Below are 17,875 nucleotides of genomic sequence, written 5' to 3' on the forward strand. Positions count from 1 at the left end.
TTGGCTTTTTTAGATGGAGGTTTTGAAGGTGAAGGCCAGCCAGCCACGGTCGGTTCCGCCCACGGCGCCGTTGCCCCCGACGGTGTCCCCGGGAATGTTCTTCGTTTGAGCGTCTGTATCGGAATAACGCAAACCAAATTCATAACGCTGGGCATACGTCATCTGCACGCCGGCAGACCAGGTCAGCGCGCCTTCGTTACCACCGCCGGCACTGGCTGCGTTGCCCGACAGGCCATAATTGACGGTCAACGGTACGGTCATGTCCCAGGACGGGAGTACCGACAGGTATTGCGGTGTGTAATTGACGGCGATGGCCGCGTAATCCCGGGTCGAACAACCGTCGCGCTTGTCCCCTGAACCGGGTGTGCCGACGCGGGGGTCAACGCAGTTATTGTTGTTTTCACCCAGATAAAGCTCTTCGTGCTCGGTCACTTTGCGCAGGTGGCTGTAGGCGAACTCGCCGATCAGCGTGGCGTTGTTGGCGATAAAGTTACGCGGCACACCATACACAGCGTTGGCGACGAAGTGGTACGTATCGCCACGCGGTCCTTCGTTGTCGGAAGGATCAACGCCGACCGCGTTCAACGCACCGCCCTTGCGATAGGAGATCTCGCTGCCGATCGACACCGTGTCGAGCACGGTCGAAAGACTCAGGCCGACCAGTTTGACGCTGCGCGGGTACACCAGGCGGTAGCTGCCGGTAGCGGCCGAAACTTCTGGCGCCAACCAGGGTTGGTAGTCATCGAACTGGCGGTAGTAAGCGCCCACCGTCGATTGAATCGCCTCGACGTCGTATTTGGCCATTACGCCCCAGTTGGCGGAGTCACGACCGTATTTGGACTTCTCCCGGTTAAAGGAAAAACCAGGTGCTACAGGCAAACGGTCCGGGCCTTCGAAGAACGGGTCCGCTGCGCCGAAGTAGGTGCCGCCGTACGGAATGCGCGTGTAGTCCCATTCGTAGAAATATTGAGCGGCCAGTGTCAGGTTGTCGGTGGCCTGAGCTTTGACGGATATCTGCCCGATGGGCAAGAACACTTCCTTGGTTTCAATGCCAGGACTGGTCACTGCCTTGGCACCATCCAGAGGCGCTTGCGAGTAGGAAATCGCATGGGCACCGAACAGTAGCCCCTCGCCCCAGTAATTGGTATGCCGGCCGATCTTGACGTTCACCGAAGCATCGCCCAGGCGCAGGTTTTTCCAGACGAAGGCATCGAGGATTTCCCCTGAAGGGCCTTCGACGTAACGCTTCACTTCAGAGCTGTAGTGGTCGTTGTCGTAGCTGGTCTGGTACCCGGCAACATGACTGCGCACCGTGTCATTGTGGTACGCCTGGTCGTACCAGCCGGCGGCGCTGAGGCGTGCCCCCCAGTCTTTACGGTAGGCAAAATCGAGTTCAGTGAGCAAGTCGATGCGGTTGGTGACGATGTCACCCTTGTCGAACTTGCCGTCCGATTCATCGTAGTTAGGGTTGTTCATGATGCGCCGGTCTTGCCCCTCCGTTCGCATCCCCAGGTTGTAGCGCAGGGTGTTATCCCAACGCAGATGAAAGTCTGGATTAGCCAGTTCGATCGGCGCAGCCATCACCGCTCCACCGTAACCAAACGCCATTTTCCCTACCGCCAGCAGTACCATGGCCCGCTGGGCTCGCATGCGTCCCTGTTTGCTCATCTTTTTCATGCAAACCACCTTTTGTTTTTATTGTCAGTCGTTTTGTCTGCTCCCCGCTCGCGGGGTGTCATGGCTAGCGGCCGATGGGGTAGATGATGGATTTCTCCTGGGTGAATTCTTTAAGCCAGTTCGGCCCGAACTCACGGCCCAGTCCTGAACGTTTGAAGCCGCCGATGGGCGCATAAGGCAAGCTGCCGCTACCCCCATTGAGGTACACACTGCCGGCACGAATTCGTCGAGCCATGGCATAGGCGGTGGCGGCATCTGCAGAGGAAACAGCGGCGTTGAGGCCAAACCGCGAATCGTTGGCAATGGCAACCGCCTCGTCATCACTGTCGAAACCGATCACCACCCCCACCGGCCCGAAGATTTCCTCCTGGGCGATGAGCATGTCGTTGCTTACGTCATCGAACAGGGTGATGTCGCTGAAGAAGCCCTGGCGCAGATGCGCAGGTCGTCCACCACCGCAGACCAGCGTGGCCCCGGCGTCGCGGCCGCTGGCGATGAAATGCTCGACCTTGGCGCGCTGCGACTCGCGGATCAGCGGGCCCATCATCACGCTCGGGTCCGCCGGGTCACCGACCTTCCACTGCCCGGCAATGGCTTTGGCGCACTGCACGAATTGCTCGCGTACCGAGTGATGCACAACGAAGCGGGTGAGCAATGCACAGCCCTGCCCCGCGTTGACCGCCAGCCCGGCGACAGCTCCCAGCGCGGTGGCCTGAATGTCGGCATCGGCGCGCACGATCAACGCCGATTTGCCGCCCAGTTCCAGATGCACGCGCTTCAGGGTCGGCGCCGCCTGACTCATGATGCTCATGCCGACCGTTTCCGAACCGGTGAACGAGACCATGTCCACCCGCGGGTCGCTGCTCAACAAGCCGCCCACTTCAATACCGCCGGTGACAATGTTGAGTACGCCCTGGGGCAGGCCGATTTCTTCAGCGATCTGACCGAACAACAGCGCCGAGTACGGGGTAAATGGCGAAGGCTTGAGCACCAGGGTGTTGCCGGCCAGCAAGGCCGGAAACACCTTGGCCAAGTTAAGAAGAAACGGAAAGTTATAGCCGGTGATGCCGGCCACCACGCCGATGGCCTCACGCTCCACCGTGCCGCTGCCGAGAATCATCGGCCCTGCCGGGTTGAACGGATTGGGATTGGCCTGCACCGGAATCTGCAAGCTGTCGCTGTGCACAGACTGCTCGATCGCGGTCAGCACATGGCCCAGCGGCATGTCCACCTGCATGGCATAAGTCACGCCTTGGGAACAGCCGACCTCAGCGATAATCAGCGCGGCAATTTCCTCCCTTTTTGCCACCAAAGCTGCGTGCATCCGCCGCATGTACCCGGCCCGTTCGGCCATGCTCAACCAGGGCCAAGGGCCGTTATCAAAGGCGTTGCGTGCGGCGGCGATGGCTGCGTCGGCGCTCTGCAGATCACCATTCGGTGCATGACCGATGACCGCTTCGGTGGCCGGGTTGAGCACTGCTTCGCGCGGACCGTCAACATCCACCCACGCGCCATCGATGTACAGCTTGTCCAGCTGGGTAAAGGGAACACTCATGGTGTTGGATCTCCTGAGACTTTGCCGGTGATAATTTCTGCAGCGCGCATGGCAATGGCCATGGCCGGGGCATTGGTGTTACCGGAAACCAGGCACGGCATCACCGAAGTGTCGACCACACGCAGGCCCTCGACGCCGCGCACACGCAGTTGCGGATCGAGCACCGACGCGCTGTCGGCACCCATGCGACAGGTCCCGGAAACGTGATAGGCGGTCTGGCCGAAGCGGCGGAACGCAGCAAGAATTTGCGCGTCGCTTTCTACCTCCGGTCCCGGTGTCAGCTCGCCGACAATGAATGGCTTGAGCACCGGCTGTGCAGCCAGACGGCGGAACCAGCGAAACAAGGCAATTGCGGAAGTGCGATCGATCTCGGCGCTCAAATAATTGGCGTTGATCCGGGGTGGAACCGTGGCGTCCGCCGATTGAATGCGCACCTCACCCTGGCTCTGCGGACGCAGGAAATAGCCACCGATGGTCAGGCCGGGCTCCTTGTCGATTTCGACCTTGTTACCGTCGCCATCCATGGAATAGAGGCTGACGCCGATTTGCGCGTCCGGACGATCCAGCTCCGGGCGCGTCTTGATGAAACCACCGGCCTCGTGAGCGGCGTGGGTCATCGGTCCTTTCTTGCGCAAAAAGTATTGGGCCACTGCACCGAGTAACCCAATCCCATGGAAGCAGTGATTGAAGCTGCCACGGGTGACCCGATACTGCATGGCCATGTACACGTGCTCACGCAGGTTACGCCCGACCTCGGGGGCGTCGTGCAGCACACTGATACCCAGCGAGTTCAACAGTGCGGCCGGGCCGATGCCAGACAGTTGCAACAGCTTCGGCGATTCAATGGCACCGGCGCACAACAACACCTCGCGGCGCACTTCGAAGCGTTCCTTGCCGGCGCTGTTGTTGACCTGCACGGCACAGGCACGGTGATTGCTGAACTCGATGCGTTGAACATCCGTGCCGGTCATTAACGTCAAATTCGGACGTGCGCGCACCGGATCGAGAAAGGCCTTGGCGGCACTGAATCGCTGGCCTTTCCAGGTGGTTTGCGGCTGATAGCCGAAGCCACCCTGAGTGACCGAGTCGATATGATTGGTGTCTTCAGTGCGCGCCACACCCAGCTCACCGGCCGCGCTGATGACGGCATCGCACAGGGCGTGGCCCGATGGGTGCACCGTGACTTTGAGCGGGCCACCGACTCCGCGCCATTGGCTCTTGCCCAACTGGTGGTCTTCGAGGGCGACAAACTGCCGGCCCATGTCTTTCCAGCCCCAGCCCGCGCAGCCTTGCGCTTCCCAATGATCATAATCAGCGGGTGCTCCCCGTACATAGACCATGCCGTTGACCGAACTGGAGCCGCCAATCGTTTTGCCTTTGAGCCATTGCTCATCGCTCATACCCTCACCGCGTGCAGCCTTGTAGCTCCACACATGCGGATTGCCGGGGCTGAGCAGTTTGCCAATGCCACGGGGCATGGCAATCAACGGACTGGTGTGATCCGGTCCGCTCTCGATCAGCAGCACCGAAACGTTCGTGTCGGCAGACAAGCGATTGGCCAGGACGCAGCCGGATGACCCCGCACCGATGATGATGTAGTCGTAGGTTTTGCTCATTGTTGTTCTTCTTTTGCGGGTTGCTGAAAGTCTTCCATTACCAAGGCGGCACTCACCGGTGTTCGTCGGATGTATCGCGAACCTCGATGACCCGTTCCGGGCAGGCACGGGCACCGCGGGTTGCCAGCCGCTCTTGCCCAATCGGCACACTTAAGCCGTTGCTGGCGATGTAGCCGTTGTTATCGAGTGGATAGAGCGCGGGCGCGACGTTGTTGCAGCGGGCATGACCTACGCAGCCGGATTGGTTGATAGGCGTTTTCGCCGTGGGCGGTGAGCTCTGCCCATAGATCGAAATCGCGGGCAAGGTGCTTGGGAATGTGCGCAGGAACAGGTGCAGGCGTTTCAGGAGCGTTATTCATTATTGTTCTCCAGGTCTCTATCGGACTGGAGAAACGGTAAGGCCGCAGACGCAAAGCCACAACGAACAGAAGCGCAAATCTGTACGGCATAGACGGAATTAATTAACACTTTCGCCGAATATGTTCTAAAAATAATCCTGCTGGTGCAAAAAATCCTCTGTCATTGTGTTCTGATCACCGCCGGGAAGCTCTTGTACCCGCCGTCATGAAACCAATAAAAAGCGCTGCCGAGGTTAAGAATGTCTCACCTAGCTTCCGTGCAAACAGCCGATAAAAATCACGCCAGTCAACGCCACGCCTTGCGTTCCCAACGCACCCGGGAATTGTTGCTGGACCACATGTATCGCCTGGCGCTGGAAAAGGGCTACGAAGGAATTACGGTCCAGCAATTACTGGACAGTACAGGGGTCGCGCGCTCCACCTTCTACGCGCACTTTCGCGACAAGGAGGACCTGATCGTCGCCGGGTACGAAGCCATTGGCGTTCCCTCGACCAAGGTCACCGAAGTTGATGGCGACCGCCGTGTCCTGCTGGATGTTTCGGCCTGGCTGTTCAGCGCCACCGAACGTCATGCGGCACTGACAACGGCGTTCTTCAGCGGCCCGGGACAGAACGTGATTCTCGCGCACCTGGAAAATATCCTGATCATCCAGGTCCGGGAACACTACCGGAAACAGGGCCTGTACCAAATCGATCAACTGCGTGGCGAGGCCGCCGTGCGCTGTTTCGTCGGTGCCCTGGTGGGGCTGTGGTTGTGGTGGGTGCGCCACGACTATCCGAACCCGGCGCGGGAAATGACCGAAACCTTCGACAGCCTGATGAACAACGGCACCTGGCCGCCTGACAACAACGTGCGCCAGTAGCGGGATCAAGAGGCGCAGGCCATGATCAGAAACTGTCGGAATGCCTGGGTCGGTGCCGACAAACAGTTATCCGGCAGCCAGATCAGCCCCAGTTCCATGGGTGGAATCACATCCACCAGCGGCCGGATTTCAATCTTCTTGCCTTCCAGAGACCAGGCCCGGTACAGCATGTCCGAGAGAATGGTCACACCGAAACCATGCCCCACCAGCCCGCGCAATGCCTCCATGGATGAGGTACGAAAAGCCACCTTGGGTGCCAGTCCGCGGGATTCCCAATAGCGCATGGTCGAGGTCTCCCCCTCATCGACCGTGGCCAGGATATAGGCATGCTCGGCGACGTCTTCGAGATTGATCGAGGTGGCAGACATCAATGGGTGCTGACTTGCCAGCCAGAGTTGGCGGCGCGAACGAATTAGCACATGGTGAGCGAAACCGTGCAAGTTCGGCGTATTGGAGACAATTGCCAGGCCCAAGTCGAGGTCGCCATTGCTCAGGGCCGCTTCAATGCTCTGGCGGTCCATGTCGATCAGGTCGATCTCTACCTGAGGGTAGCTACGTTTGAAGCGTGCCAGCAGCGCTGGCAGAAAGTAACCGAGCACCGTGTAGGAGGCACCCACACGCACGGTTCCTTGCATCGCATGGCCGAGAAACAGCGGTTCACTGAGAGCGTCCTGCAGCGTGTCGAGAATGTGCCGCGCATGCTGGGAAAACTTGTTGCCTTCAGCGGTCAGCGCCACGCCATGGGGCAAGCGGTCGAACAAGCTGACGCCCAAGGACTGTTCCAGATGCAACACCGCCGCAGTAATCGCCGACTGCGATACATGCGCCTTCAGCGCCGCCTGGGAAAACTGGCCGGCGTCGGCGGCGGCAACGAAATAGCGCAGTTGGCGCATGGAAATATCTTTGCCTTTCGTCATCTGATTTTCTGATACCTGCCGCCTGAATATATGAAACAGCTCGGTCCACGGGCTGGTTACACTCGAGACCGGGTAGCTGCCCTGACGTATCGTTATCCTTCGAATTTCAGCGCCAATAATAAAAATGGCTGAAGGTTGAAAAATGAACGCGATCCACTACAGCGAGTACGACTGTGAAGCGTCAGGTAATTTCCTGACCGAAGCTTCATTGGCCAGGCAAGGCTTCGACATCCGGGTCGAACACGCGCAATGGTCCAACACTGGCACTGCCTTGATAGAAACCGGCGACAGTTGCCTGTTGCGCTTGATGCTGCCGGCCAGCTCGCAGATCAAGCCTAACTGCGGCGGTTTTTCCAGCCACGGTGCGCCTCAATTCCAACCCCTGGGCAAGCTGTTGTTCATTCCCCATGGCACCGAGTTCCACCTGCGTCACGATGCCGGAGAGCAAAAGGCCCTTGTGTGTCTATTCGACCCCTCCTCACTCGGCGTCCTGGGCAGCTATCGCTGGAACTGGCAGGACAACGTCAGCGCAGCCATGCTCAACCTGCAAAGCGGCTACTTGCACGCCTCGTTGCAACGGCTGGCCGAAGAAGTCGCCAACCCCGGCTTCGCCAGCGAGCTGCACACCGAGTGCCTGCTCACCAGCATTGCCTTGGACCTGCGCCGCGAATTTATCGACGCGCCCGACGATGCCACTTGTTCCTCACACTGCGCTGAAAAACTCAGCCATCGTCAACTCAACATCCTGCGTGAATTGCTCGACAGCGCCAGTGACGAAGGCCGCTCACTGGGCCACTTGGCGCGGGCCTGCGAACTGCCGTTGCGGACCCTGTCCAGTCGCTGCAAAAACACCACCGGCATGACCTTGCGCCAGTACGCCGCGCAAACCCGTTTGCAAAAAGCCGTGGCGCTGTTGGCTGACCCACGGTTGCTGATCAAACAAGTGGCCTATCAGGCCGGCTTCAACAACGCCGCCGCTTTCAGCGCGGCCTTCCGTAAAGAGCTCGGTGTCACACCCGAGGAATTTCGCCACCAGCGCCAGCGCTGAAAGGCACCCGGACAAGGGCGCCTTCCAGCAATACGGGCTTTAACGACGAATCGTGGCGGTGATTTTGGCGTGTGGCCCATTGACCTGCGCGGCCCAGGCTTCAGCCGCCTGATCGAGGGTAAAATCCAGGTAATCCACCTGAATCTGCTGCTCTTTGGCGATCTTCAGCAGACGCAGCCAGATCTGTTCACGGTCTGCGGGCGGGCGCTGGCCAGTGCCGATGCACGACAGATTGCGAAACAACAGATCGGCAATATCCAGATTGAGCTGGCGGCCGGCTCCCGTGCCAATGGTCATGATCCGTGCGCCCCAGTTGGTGGCCTTCAGCGACGTCAACATCGGTTGACCGCACACGAGGTCGAGCACCACATCAAATCCGCCATCGGCCGCATCCTTGAGCGCCGCGACGTCATCGCTGCCACCCAGGGTCACCACTTCATCGGCAAGGCCTCGCGACTTCAACCGCCCCAGTGCTTCAGCGGACCGGGCAGCACCGACCACTTTGCCTGCACCCAGACCGCGCGCCAGTTGCAGGGCGATCTGGCCGAGCGTGCCGGTGGCGCCCAGGATCAGCACCTTCTCACCCTTCTGAATCGCGGCTTTTTCCAGGGGCACGATGGCGCCGGTCGCAGCGATGCCCATGCTGATCGCGGTTTTATCGTCCACGTCGTCCGGCACATTCCATACTTCGGCTTGCGGCACCAGGGTGCGCTCTGCCCAGGCACCAAACGGCAACACCGAGCGCTCGCCGAAATACACCCGGCGGCCATCCGGCGCACGGCCAACGCCTTCTCCGCGAATGACACAGGGATATTCAACACCCAGACGGTAGGCGCCGAGTACATCCCAGCCACCAAGGCCAGCGGTATCGACATCGATCAGCACCGAGCCGTCTAGCGGCTGCGGATCACGAAACTCGCCCACTACCGGCGGCGCATTGCGCTCGGAAATGATTGCTGCACGCATGGCATTCTCCTTGTCTGTTTTATTGTCAGGCTGCACTCGAGGCAATAATTGAACATTATTCTGTTATTTGTCTATATTTACTTCGGCAGCTTCTCTAACTGGCAACTAATGGCTCGGACTGATATCGCGGATACCCACCCAATGTCAGCAGCAGCAATGGGCCGACGACAAAGCAGATAAAACTGAACAGCAGCATGGCCGAGTAGCCACCGGTGAGCTTGAACAACCCGGCGAACAGTAACGGCGAGATCGCCGCACCTGCGGTAATCAAGCCCAGGTGCGCGCCAAACAAGCGGCCGTAGTCGCGCATGCCGAAGTAACGGGCGATCAGGAAAGCAGCGATATCGAACTCGGCACCGGCACCCACGCCGACCAGCAACGTGGCGAGGGTGTACATCGCAATACTGGAATCCCCATAGGCAAAAATGCCGCAGGCAAATGCCGGCATCAGCAGCGCGACAGAGGCAACACCGGGCGCCCACAACCGGTCAATCAGGTAGCCCACCAATAGTCGGCCAAGGATCAGCGACACGCCGAAGCTGGCGAAAATCTGACTGGCCTGCAGGGCGCTCAGGCCACGGTCCTGCAGCAACGGCACAATGTTGGTGACCATGCCCACCACGCACGACACCACCAACGTCATCGACAGGTTGCACACCCAGAAACGCCAGGAGCGCATCGCCTCGCGCAGCAGTAGACCGCCGGTTTGTTCGCTGGTGGCGGGGAGTTGCGTCGAGTTGTGGCTGACATTGGTGGTCGGCAACAACCAGCGTAAGGCCAAGGGCAACGCCAGCAGCACCGGCAATACACCCAGCGCGAGGAATCCCGCCTGCCAATTCCACCGGCTGATCGCCCAGGCGGTGATCAGCGGAAGCATGATGGCCGCCAGTCCGGAGCCACTGAGGATGATCGCCAGCGCCAGACCACGGTTTTCCTCGAACCACAAGTTCACCAGGTGCGACCAGGTCACCTGCAACGTACCCAGCCCGGCTAGCGGCACCAGGAAAAAGCCAAGGTAGAGGGTCCAGATCGAGCCATTGATACAGGTCAGGGTGAAGACACTCAGGGACAACGCGAGCAGCGACAGCAACGTGACCCGGCGCAAGCCGTAGCGCGAGTTGAGCCAGCCGGCCAATTGCGACGCGACGATGGTGCCCAGCGATAACGCGGTGATCGCCGCCTGCAACTCCGCCCTGCCCCAGCCCATGGCCTGTTCCAGCGGAATCACCATGGAGCTGAAGCTGTACAGCAGCAACGAACTGGAACTGGTGGCAACGCCCACCAGCGCCAGAATCAGCACCCGCCAGCCGCGTTTGAATTCTGCGTTATCAAAGCCTTTCATGGTGTGTGACCTCAGTCGTTGCCAATAAACACAGCCGCTTGCGCGCTCTTGCTCAGTACCTGGGCACGACGTGCCGGGCCAGGTGCGGTCTCGACCTGAACAAGGGTGTCTTCGGGGTGAATCAGCGTCGGGCCATTACCCAGTTGCTCAAGCGCCAGAAGCGCCAAGTCATCTGCTTTGGGCAAGGTCATGGTCAGGGCGTCGGCAATGTTCAGTTTGACCATGGCATCGCGCATGGTGGGTGTGTCGACAGTGCCGATGACCAAATTGAGCACGTCGACGCCACGGTCTTTCCACTCCGCCCATAACGATTCGCCGAGGTTCAGCGCAAACCCTTTGGTGGCGGTGTACATCGCCAGTTTGCGAATACCCCCCAATGCAGCCTGGGAACCCACCAACAGCAAGCCGCCCTGCCCGCGCTCCAGCATCGCGGCACCAAAGGCATGGCTGCATTGCATCACGGTCAAGCAATTGAGGCGCAGCAACGCGCCCCAGTCCTCGGTCGAGGTATCGAGGAAGCGCGTGATGTAGGGATCGCCACCCGCGTTGTAGATAAACAGACCAACTTGACGTTCACCGACAGCCGCGAGCAATCGCTCACAGGCATCGGGCTGAGAAAGGTCCTGGATTACCACCAGCACTTCGATGGCGTAACGTTGCTCCAATTCGCCTTTCAATTGCGCCAGGGCGTCGCCACGGCGCGCCACCAGGACGCAGTTGAGGCTACGCTCGGCGAGGGCACGGGCAAACGCCGCGCCCACACCATGGGAGGCACCGGCAATCACCGCCCACGGACCATACCGATGCAGGAAGGCATTATCAGGAACAGACATAAACACTCCGAATACGAAGGCCCGGCGACCAGCCACCGGGCGAGAAAGGTTTCACCCTGTCAGGCCACGGGTGGCAGGTCGATGTGGCGGGCGGAGGCGCCAATGGCGGTGCTGCCGTAGACCAGGACGCGCCGCTCGATGTGCGCCATGAACAGGCGCAGCAAAGGCCCGTCGTATTCAGGCCCGGCGCTTTTGACAAAGGCTTCCAGCGCTGCATCAATCTCGCTGTAGTCACTGAAGGTGCGGTCCAGCAGGACTTGCGCCTCCTGTTGTTCCAGCTCGCGCAAGTGCAATTCCATGGCATCGCCACGGCCCAGGTACTCCACCAGTTTGCTCACGGCGCGCAGCTTGGTTTTCTGGAAGTCACTGCCGACTTCCACCTGCGCCAGGGCATCGGCGAGCATGGTCAGCAACTGGGCATTCGGGCCGCTGCTGACCATGTCCAGTTTCGGCGTTTGCAGAGGCACACCCATGGCTTCGGCCAGCGCATGCACCACCACCCGGCGCAGGGCGATGTCAAACTCGGTGTAGGTGTCATGTGGGTCGCCCGGTTGTGGCGTGGCCACCGACGCCGAGAACTGCATCGTGCTGACGGTGGCAAACAGTGCCGTGTGGTAACGCACCACATCGGGCTCCGCCGGTTCGCCGGTTACTTGCTGGTAGTAGCGATACAGGGCGGCGAAGCTGTCCCCGAGCGGCTCGTAATTGTCACGCATGCGCGCCGACGCCAGGTCGGCCAAGGGATCGCCGATCATGGCAAATTCGAAATCGTAGAGACCCTGTACCTGTCCGCTCTCGAACAGATATTGCCCTGAATCGTACTGCACGAAAGCAGGCCGGATACGGTGCTGCGGCACATTGCGGCGCAACCAGCCGAGGGCGAATTCAACCAGCGGCTGAGGCCTGGTTTTATTGCGTGCATACAGCGGGTAGTAAGCTTCCAGACCTGCGAGGGTAATGTCCTCGGCACTGGTCGGCAGGTGAATGCCCTGCTCAATGAAGGGTTGCAACGGCAATTGGTGCATGCGCGCCATGGCGTCGACCCACTGGCGTGCGACAGCATGGCGCTCGGCATCACTGATCGCCGTGCTGATATCACGACTGCCCGGCAATAACTCCATCACGATGGCTTGCGGGTCTTCGCAGAAGCCGTAGATACGCGGCACCGGCACACCTTGCTGGCCGAGCAAGGTGAGAATATCCGCCTCCCGGCGCAGATCCGGGAATGGGCTGACATCACCACCTCGCTCGCCACGAATATGCAATTGAAGGGTTTCGCCATCGCGTTGCAGTTCAAGGTTCCACGCCGGACGCCAGCGCAGCAGGCGTTGCATGGCCGTGATGTTTCCGCCCAGCAGCCCTTCGACAAAGGTGCGCAGCTTTTCTTCGACCGGATCAACAGTCGTATTTATTGTTGTTGGCATACGGGGTATTCCTCAGGCGCTGATGTCCAGCGCCGCTCTCAATGGGTGCTGGTGCTACCAGCGTTCGGCCCGCCTACCTGCTCCAGCGGCACGCCCTTTTTCTTCGCCAGGTCGGCGGTGTCCAGGTACTCGCGCCAGGCACAGATCAGTCCGTGTTCGTCCAGCTCATACACCGCCACCATCGAGTGCGGCATGGGGACGCCGTTGCTGACGCAGTAATCGTCGCGTTCGGTCATCACCACGCGCTCCGAAGAGACGATGTGGCGCGTGGTGCAACGGTTATGCGTGACATAACTCATCTGTCGCTCTATCTCCCGGCGTAACGCATCGCGCCCCCGGATCACGGGACCACCGGGCACCCACAGTTGCCAGACGGCGTCGTCGGCGAAGGTGGCCATGATGCGTTCGATATCGGGGCGGCTGCCGTCGCTGCCATCGCCCCAGGCGGCCAGCATGTCGAGGATGAAGCGTTCCTGTTCGAGTGCCATGAAACGGGCTCCAGTGCAGTGAATGGATCGGGATCAGACCGAGGTTTGAGGCAGCAGGAAGTTGCGCACCACCGGCACCATCGGTGTGCCGCAACTCATACCGCCGTCCACGCGCATCAGCGTCCCGTTGACATAGGCGGCGTCGTCGCTGGCGAGGAAAGCGGCCATGGCGGCGATGTCTTCCGGCTCGCCCAGTTGCGGTACGTTTTGCAGGTCGAGAAAGGCCGACTTCATCGCCTCGTTGGCCCAACTTTCCATGGCTGGCGTGCGAATCACTCCCGGCAGGATGCCGTTGCAACGAATGCCGCGTTTGCCAAAGGTGGCGGCAATGCTTTGCACGTACCAGTTGAGCGCGGCCTTGGAGGCGCCGTAGCTGAACTGAGAAATTTCGCCGGCAATCGAGCTGGTGGACGAGGTGAACAGAATCGAACCGCTGCCCTGGGCGAGCATGTGCGGCAAGGCGTATTTGCACGCCAACACGCCACCCAACACGTTGACCCGCATGCAGTTGTGGAACAGCTCGGTGTTGAAGTTGATGAAGTCGATATCGCGGGTGGTGGCCGGGTTTCTGTACACGGCGTTATTGAACAACACGTCGATACGACCGAAGGTCTCGACAGTCTGCTCGACCATCTCCCGCAAGGCGCCTTCCTCACCAACATCCACTTGCATGGCCATTGCCTTGGCACCTATTTCAGCTGCCACGGCCTGCGCCGATTCGGCGAAAAGGTCGGTGACCACTACCGTGGCGCCCTCCCGGGCAAAACGCAGTGCCGAGGCGCGGCCGATGCCACTGCCGGCGCCTGTGATGACGCAGACCTTGCCGTCTAAACGTTGCACAATCTCGCTCATAAAAGGGTCTCGGGACGGATAAAAAAATCGGCGCCTGTGACAAGCGCCGAAAAGGAGCATGAGGTCAGCGGGTCTGGCCACCGGCAATGGTCTGCGGATTGGCTTCACGCTCGGCGACCGGTTCCTGGCGGTAGCGCGTCGGGCCGTTGCCGAACATGCCGTACTGGTCACGGGTGAAGTCGTACAACGAGTAGGAATCCTGTTGCGGGTTATTGGGAATGCCATACGCCTCGATGTTGTATTGCGAGCCGGTACGGAACAGCGCGCCGCTGTCGTCCCAGGCGTCGTAGACCGCAGCACCAAAGGTGTCCTCGTCGATGTAGTAGCGGCGTTTTTTCTGCGCGTGGCGGACGCCGTCCTTGCGGGTCGCTTCCACCACCCAGACACGGTGCAGTTCCCAGCGTTCACACGCGGGATTGATGTGTTTGGGCATGAGTTTCTTGTCCATGTCGCAACCCCATTTCAGCGTGTAGTTGCTGTAGGGGATGAACATTTCCTTTTTACCCACCAGCTTCCAGTCGAAACGGTCCATCTTTCCGGAGAACAGGAAGATTTCGTCGTAGAACGCCACCCCGCCGAACGCCGAGTTGGGGGTGTCGTAGTTGAATTCCGGAGCCTTGCGCACGCGGCGCTGGCCGGTGCTGTAGCTCCAGGCGTAGCGGGAGTCGGCGACCGGGTCGAGATAATCCCAATACCCGGATGCCTGGCCGGCCGTACGGGCCGGCGCGACGATGCGCGACCAGATACGCTGGGCGATTTTCGGATCACGCCCGGGAACATCCATCTGGTAGAAGGGTTTTTCGCCGGTGGACCGATTGGTGTTGGTTAGCGTCGCGTGGCCTTCATTAACCACGTAGGCACTGTGGTTCCAGTCCCAGCCATTCACGCCCTGATAGTTGAGGATGTAGTTCCACATCAATTCCCGGCCATCTCGCGGCAGCGGGAATGGCAGGCCGCCCCGGCACCCTTCGCTGATCGACAGCCCGTCGTTCTCGGTTTTGCAGTCCTTGCGGCTGGCGTTGCGCTGGGTGGCTGCCAGGAAATTCGCCGGAAAGGTTGCCGTCCTGTGGGTGGGGTACACCTCAAGATAATAAGTGTCGGGGTTCTGCTTGAGCAGTTGCAGCTGCCCGGCCGCCAATTGGTCGGCGTACTGGTCGGCGTTAGCCGCCGTAATGCGCAAGCGGGGTTTTTCATTGGCAAACGGGTTGGGCCAGTTGCCGTCGCCGGGCACCAGCCCTGCGGGCACTTTCAGGCCACCGTCGTAGGGCGGAATAGTGCCTGCCGCGTTACCCGCCACAATCGCGCCAAAGCTCGTGAGCTTACCGCCCAGGTCGGCGGTGGTAGCGCCCTCATCGGCCACAGCCGCCCCCGCCAAAGCAATGGCCACAAGGCCCATCGCATATGCATTAACCGTCATAACGTTCTCCATTCAGATGGGTGATCGCCGAGTCCGGTGATCACTGCATTGCAGTTCAGGCGCGGCTCAGAACGCAGTGCTGAGGGTCAGCGAGACCCAGTTGCGGTCGGTCAGGCCGACGTCGCCGGTGCCCCCGACGACGGTTTTTCCGACGCCGGCAACGTCTGCATATTTGCGTTCGCTGCCGTAGCCGATGTACGACAGAGTCACGTCGACGCGCTCGTCGTAGGTGCCCTTCACACCTGCTTTCCAGGTGTATTTGCCTTCGTTGCCACCGCCCGTGGCGGCATTGCCGTTGACGCCGTAATCCACACTCATGGGCGTGGAAATATTCCAGCCAGGGAACACCCCAAGCCATTGCGGCGCAAAGCTAACGGCCAGGCCGACATAGTTCTTGGTAGCGCAGCCGTAATGCTTGTCCTGCCCCGCCGGGCAGCCGCCATAGCCTTCTCCTTTGAACAGTTCCTCGTGCTTGGTCACCCGTTGCACATGACTGAACGCCATTTCGGTGATCAGGCTGCCGGTGTCGAAGTAATCGGTGCGCGGCAGCAACCACAGGCCGTTGACCACCATGTGCCACGTGTCACCGCGAGCGCCCTGATTGTCGGCAGTGCTGATGTTGCTGGAGACCAGCGAGGTGTTCTGGCGATACGACAGGTCGACGCCGAGGGAACCTCCGCCCAATACCGGACCTGCGGAGTAACCCAGGCCATAGAGCTTGACGTTCTCGGCGTACACGTAACGGGCGAAGGTCGGCGCTACTTGCAGGCCCCACGGGTTGTAGTCATCGAACTCGCGATAGAACGCGCTGACCTCCGAATGCAGGAAGTCGAAGCTGTAGGTGCCCATCACGCCCCAGTTGCCCCTGTCCTTGGGTTTGACCGGATCAATCAACGGCCGCGAAACACCGCTGAACAATGGCAAACGGTCCGGCCCTTCCAGGGCGACGTCGGCGGAGGCCAGATAGGTACCGCCTTCAGGCGCGCGCGTGGTGTCCCATTCGAAGAAGTATTGCGCTGCCAGCGACAACTTGTCGGTGACCTGAGCCTGGGTTGAAATCTGCGTCAGCGGCAGGAAGATTTCACGGGTCTCGGTACCAGGGTTGCTCACCGCCTTGCGCCCATCCAACGGTGCTTGCGAGTAGGACACCGCATGCCCGGCAATCAGCAGGCCGTTGCCCCAGTACACGGTATGCCGGCCGGCACGCACGCTGACCGGAATCTCACCCAGGTCGAAGCGGGTAAACGCAAAGGCGTCCAGCAACTCGCCGCTAGGGCCACGGTGATAGCGTTTGGTGAAGCTGGAGTATTTACCGTTGTTGTAGCTCGGCGTGCTGGTACCGGGGAACGCACCTGGGTAGTAAACATTGCCGGGGCTGGTTTCGACATCAGTGTTTTCATATGCCTGGTCGTACCAGCCAGCGCCGCTGATGCGAAAGCCGTTGTACTGCTTGTACGCGACCTCCATTTCGCTCATCAAATCGACACGATTGGTCACCACATCGCCCCGATCAAACTTGGCGTCGGACTCGTCGTAGCTGGCGTTATTGGCCAACGCGGAGTCGCGCCCCTCGGCCCGTATGCCCAGGTTGTAACGTACGGTGTTGTCCCAGCGCGCGGTCCAGTCCGGATTGCCGGTATCAAACTCGGCGGCCTGCACAGCGCCAACAGTCAAGGCACACCCGGTCACGCTGAACCAGACAGCCAGGCTTAACGGCTTTAGCTTTGCGTCGATCATCAACACTCCCATTACTTTTTATTGTTGTTGGCAGCCGAAGCGTTGGGCCGTCTGGACCGCGCCAATGAGCGCTCGTCTGTGGGCTTTCGGTATGGACTGAAGTAGACGGGACGGGGAGGTTCGAGACAACGATTGGGAGTATTGCTGAAATGCATTTTGGTATTGGTCAAATACTCCCGACCTATACTCAAAGGTCCTGGATCGTACTTTTTGAGTACAGGAGGTGACCATGAAATCGGGAACCCGGACAGCGACACTCCTAGCCGCTGCGATGATCGTCGGCTGTACGACTTCATCAAGCCAGACAGTGACTGTTCCCTTGAACGCTACACCACGCAACGGCGGTCAGATCGCCAATGCAACGCTGGCCGTTCAGGGCAATGAGACAGCGTTTTCCTTTGTCGTCAGTGGAGTTCCAAGCGGCACCCTTCGGCCCTTGAATCTCTACACCTTTATCAACAAAGGCAGCTGCGAGCGCCCCGGGACTGTCGCCTATGCAATGAATGACCGGATCAACACCAATCGCATTTCTGCAACGCGCGGCTGGACCTATTCACGAAGTGCGCCAGTGACGCTGGCAGAGCTGCTTTCTGGTGGATATTACTTAGTAATAAGGACCACTCCGGCCGATGGCAACGTGGATATTTTCTGTGGGGATATCAAGCCCGAAACAAGGTGAAATGACACCAGACCGATAACCGGCTTTATCTACAACAGCGTGAAGAACAGTGTGCGTTGCGGTATTTGAATATCCGATACCGCCCCATTGTTTTTGTGATTT

The 17,875-nt window shown here is 59.9% G+C and carries 16 protein-coding genes; 3 read left to right on the forward strand and 13 right to left on the reverse strand.

The window, feature by feature from the left end; all coding sequences use genetic code 11:
* Nucleotides 1–9 precede the first annotated feature (9 nt).
* From F8N62_RS15170 to F8N62_RS15185, 4 genes are all read right to left on the reverse strand, one after another.
* Nucleotides 10–1,677, reverse strand: a complete 1,668-nt coding sequence (locus F8N62_RS15170; RefSeq protein WP_020300822.1) for a DUF1302 domain-containing protein — start codon at nt 1,675–1,677, stop codon at nt 10–12.
* A gap of 64 nt (nt 1,678–1,741) precedes the next feature.
* Entirely contained in the window at nt 1,742–3,232 is a 1,491-nt protein-coding gene (locus tag F8N62_RS15175) for an aldehyde dehydrogenase family protein (RefSeq protein WP_020300823.1), read from the reverse strand.
* Entirely contained in the window at nt 3,229–4,848 is a 1,620-nt protein-coding gene (locus F8N62_RS15180; RefSeq protein ID WP_057005038.1) for a GMC family oxidoreductase, read from the reverse strand. Before F8N62_RS15180 ends, F8N62_RS15175 begins: the two co-directional genes overlap by 4 nt.
* Nucleotides 4,849–4,900: 52 nt before the next feature.
* Nucleotides 4,901–5,152, reverse strand: a complete 252-nt coding sequence (locus F8N62_RS15185) for a ferredoxin (protein ID WP_154220403.1) — start codon at nt 5,150–5,152, stop codon at nt 4,901–4,903.
* A gap of 294 nt (nt 5,153–5,446) precedes the next feature.
* Here F8N62_RS15185 and F8N62_RS15195 point away from each other — a divergent pair, with 294 nt between their 5' ends.
* Nucleotides 5,447–6,070 (forward strand): TetR/AcrR family transcriptional regulator, encoded by a 624-nt coding sequence (locus F8N62_RS15195; RefSeq protein ID WP_032904483.1) that lies wholly within the window; start codon nt 5,447–5,449, stop codon nt 6,068–6,070.
* A gap of 5 nt (nt 6,071–6,075) precedes the next feature.
* On the opposite strand, the gene F8N62_RS15200 is transcribed toward F8N62_RS15195, so the two are convergent.
* Nucleotides 6,076–6,987: a LysR family transcriptional regulator gene (locus F8N62_RS15200; RefSeq protein ID WP_020300825.1), complete on the reverse strand. Its 912-nt coding sequence runs from the start codon at nt 6,985–6,987 to the stop codon at nt 6,076–6,078.
* A 142-nt stretch (nt 6,988–7,129) separates the two neighbouring features.
* On the opposite strand from F8N62_RS15200, the gene F8N62_RS15205 reads away from it, so the two are divergent.
* A complete protein-coding gene (locus F8N62_RS15205) occupies nt 7,130–8,035 on the forward strand; it encodes a helix-turn-helix domain-containing protein (RefSeq protein WP_020300826.1) in 906 nt (301 codons plus the stop codon).
* Nucleotides 8,036–8,074: 39 nt separating this feature from the next.
* Here F8N62_RS15205 and F8N62_RS15210 read toward each other — a convergent pair whose 3' ends face one another.
* The 8 genes from F8N62_RS15210 to F8N62_RS15245 form a co-directional block, all read right to left on the reverse strand.
* Nucleotides 8,075–9,001 (reverse strand): quinone oxidoreductase family protein, encoded by a 927-nt coding sequence (locus tag F8N62_RS15210; RefSeq protein ID WP_020300827.1) that lies wholly within the window; start codon nt 8,999–9,001, stop codon nt 8,075–8,077.
* Between the two features lie 94 nt (nt 9,002–9,095).
* The gene (locus tag F8N62_RS15215; protein ID WP_020300828.1) at nt 9,096–10,343 is read right to left on the reverse strand and encodes an MFS transporter; all 1,248 of its coding nucleotides are present in this window, start codon (nt 10,341–10,343) and stop codon (nt 9,096–9,098) included.
* 11 nt (nt 10,344–10,354) lie between these two features.
* On the reverse strand, nt 10,355–11,176 hold the full coding sequence (locus F8N62_RS15220; protein WP_020300829.1) for an SDR family NAD(P)-dependent oxidoreductase: 822 nt from the start codon (nt 11,174–11,176) through the stop codon (nt 10,355–10,357).
* A gap of 59 nt (nt 11,177–11,235) precedes the next feature.
* A complete protein-coding gene (locus tag F8N62_RS15225) occupies nt 11,236–12,600 on the reverse strand; it encodes a phosphotransferase family protein (protein ID WP_150709207.1) in 1,365 nt (454 codons plus the stop codon).
* 38 nt (nt 12,601–12,638) lie between these two features.
* Complete coding sequence (locus F8N62_RS15230) at nt 12,639–13,088, reverse strand: nuclear transport factor 2 family protein (protein ID WP_020300831.1); 450 nt, start codon at nt 13,086–13,088, stop codon at nt 12,639–12,641.
* Nucleotides 13,089–13,121: 33 nt separating this feature from the next.
* Nucleotides 13,122–13,940 (reverse strand): SDR family NAD(P)-dependent oxidoreductase, encoded by an 819-nt coding sequence (locus F8N62_RS15235; RefSeq protein WP_020300832.1) that lies wholly within the window; start codon nt 13,938–13,940, stop codon nt 13,122–13,124.
* Nucleotides 13,941–14,004: 64 nt separating this feature from the next.
* A complete protein-coding gene (locus F8N62_RS15240) occupies nt 14,005–15,357 on the reverse strand; it encodes a DUF1329 domain-containing protein (protein ID WP_057005036.1) in 1,353 nt (450 codons plus the stop codon).
* A gap of 66 nt (nt 15,358–15,423) precedes the next feature.
* Nucleotides 15,424–17,094, reverse strand: coding sequence for a DUF1302 domain-containing protein (locus F8N62_RS15245; protein WP_090234955.1), 1,671 nt, complete (start codon nt 17,092–17,094; stop codon nt 15,424–15,426).
* 229 nt (nt 17,095–17,323) lie between these two features.
* Here F8N62_RS15245 and F8N62_RS15250 point away from each other — a divergent pair, with 229 nt between their 5' ends.
* On the forward strand, nt 17,324–17,773 hold the full coding sequence (locus tag F8N62_RS15250) for a hypothetical protein (RefSeq protein WP_082643857.1): 450 nt from the start codon (nt 17,324–17,326) through the stop codon (nt 17,771–17,773).
* The last annotated feature ends 102 nt before the right edge of the window (nt 17,774–17,875 follow it).

Origin of the sequence: Pseudomonas fluorescens (genome assembly GCF_902497785.1) — a bacterium.
Taxonomy (GTDB): domain Bacteria; phylum Pseudomonadota; class Gammaproteobacteria; order Pseudomonadales; family Pseudomonadaceae; genus Aquipseudomonas; species Aquipseudomonas fluorescens_BO.

Excerpts from the sequence above, each read along its gene's own strand:
- F8N62_RS15170 (WP_020300822.1), bottom strand. The coding sequence starts at position 1,677 with ATGAAAAAGATGAGCAAACAGGGACGCATGCGAGCCCAGCGGGCCATG.
- F8N62_RS15175 (WP_020300823.1), bottom strand. The coding sequence starts at position 3,232 with ATGAGTGTTCCCTTTACCCAGCTGGACAAGCTGTACATCGATGGCGCG.
- F8N62_RS15180 (WP_057005038.1), bottom strand. The coding sequence starts at position 4,848 with ATGAGCAAAACCTACGACTACATCATCATCGGTGCGGGGTCATCCGGC.
- F8N62_RS15195 (WP_032904483.1), top strand. The coding sequence starts at position 5,447 with ATGTCTCACCTAGCTTCCGTGCAAACAGCCGATAAAAATCACGCCAGT.
- F8N62_RS15200 (WP_020300825.1), bottom strand. The coding sequence starts at position 6,987 with ATGACGAAAGGCAAAGATATTTCCATGCGCCAACTGCGCTATTTCGTT.
- F8N62_RS15205 (WP_020300826.1), top strand. The coding sequence starts at position 7,130 with ATGAACGCGATCCACTACAGCGAGTACGACTGTGAAGCGTCAGGTAAT.
- F8N62_RS15210 (WP_020300827.1), bottom strand. The coding sequence starts at position 9,001 with ATGCGTGCAGCAATCATTTCCGAGCGCAATGCGCCGCCGGTAGTGGGC.
- F8N62_RS15215 (WP_020300828.1), bottom strand. The coding sequence starts at position 10,343 with ATGAAAGGCTTTGATAACGCAGAATTCAAACGCGGCTGGCGGGTGCTG.
- F8N62_RS15220 (WP_020300829.1), bottom strand. The coding sequence starts at position 11,176 with ATGTCTGTTCCTGATAATGCCTTCCTGCATCGGTATGGTCCGTGGGCG.
- F8N62_RS15225 (WP_150709207.1), bottom strand. The coding sequence starts at position 12,600 with ATGCCAACAACAATAAATACGACTGTTGATCCGGTCGAAGAAAAGCTG.
- F8N62_RS15230 (WP_020300831.1), bottom strand. The coding sequence starts at position 13,088 with ATGGCACTCGAACAGGAACGCTTCATCCTCGACATGCTGGCCGCCTGG.
- F8N62_RS15235 (WP_020300832.1), bottom strand. The coding sequence starts at position 13,940 with ATGAGCGAGATTGTGCAACGTTTAGACGGCAAGGTCTGCGTCATCACA.
- F8N62_RS15240 (WP_057005036.1), bottom strand. The coding sequence starts at position 15,357 with ATGACGGTTAATGCATATGCGATGGGCCTTGTGGCCATTGCTTTGGCG.
- F8N62_RS15245 (WP_090234955.1), bottom strand. The coding sequence starts at position 17,094 with ATGATCGACGCAAAGCTAAAGCCGTTAAGCCTGGCTGTCTGGTTCAGC.
- F8N62_RS15250 (WP_082643857.1), top strand. The coding sequence starts at position 17,324 with ATGAAATCGGGAACCCGGACAGCGACACTCCTAGCCGCTGCGATGATC.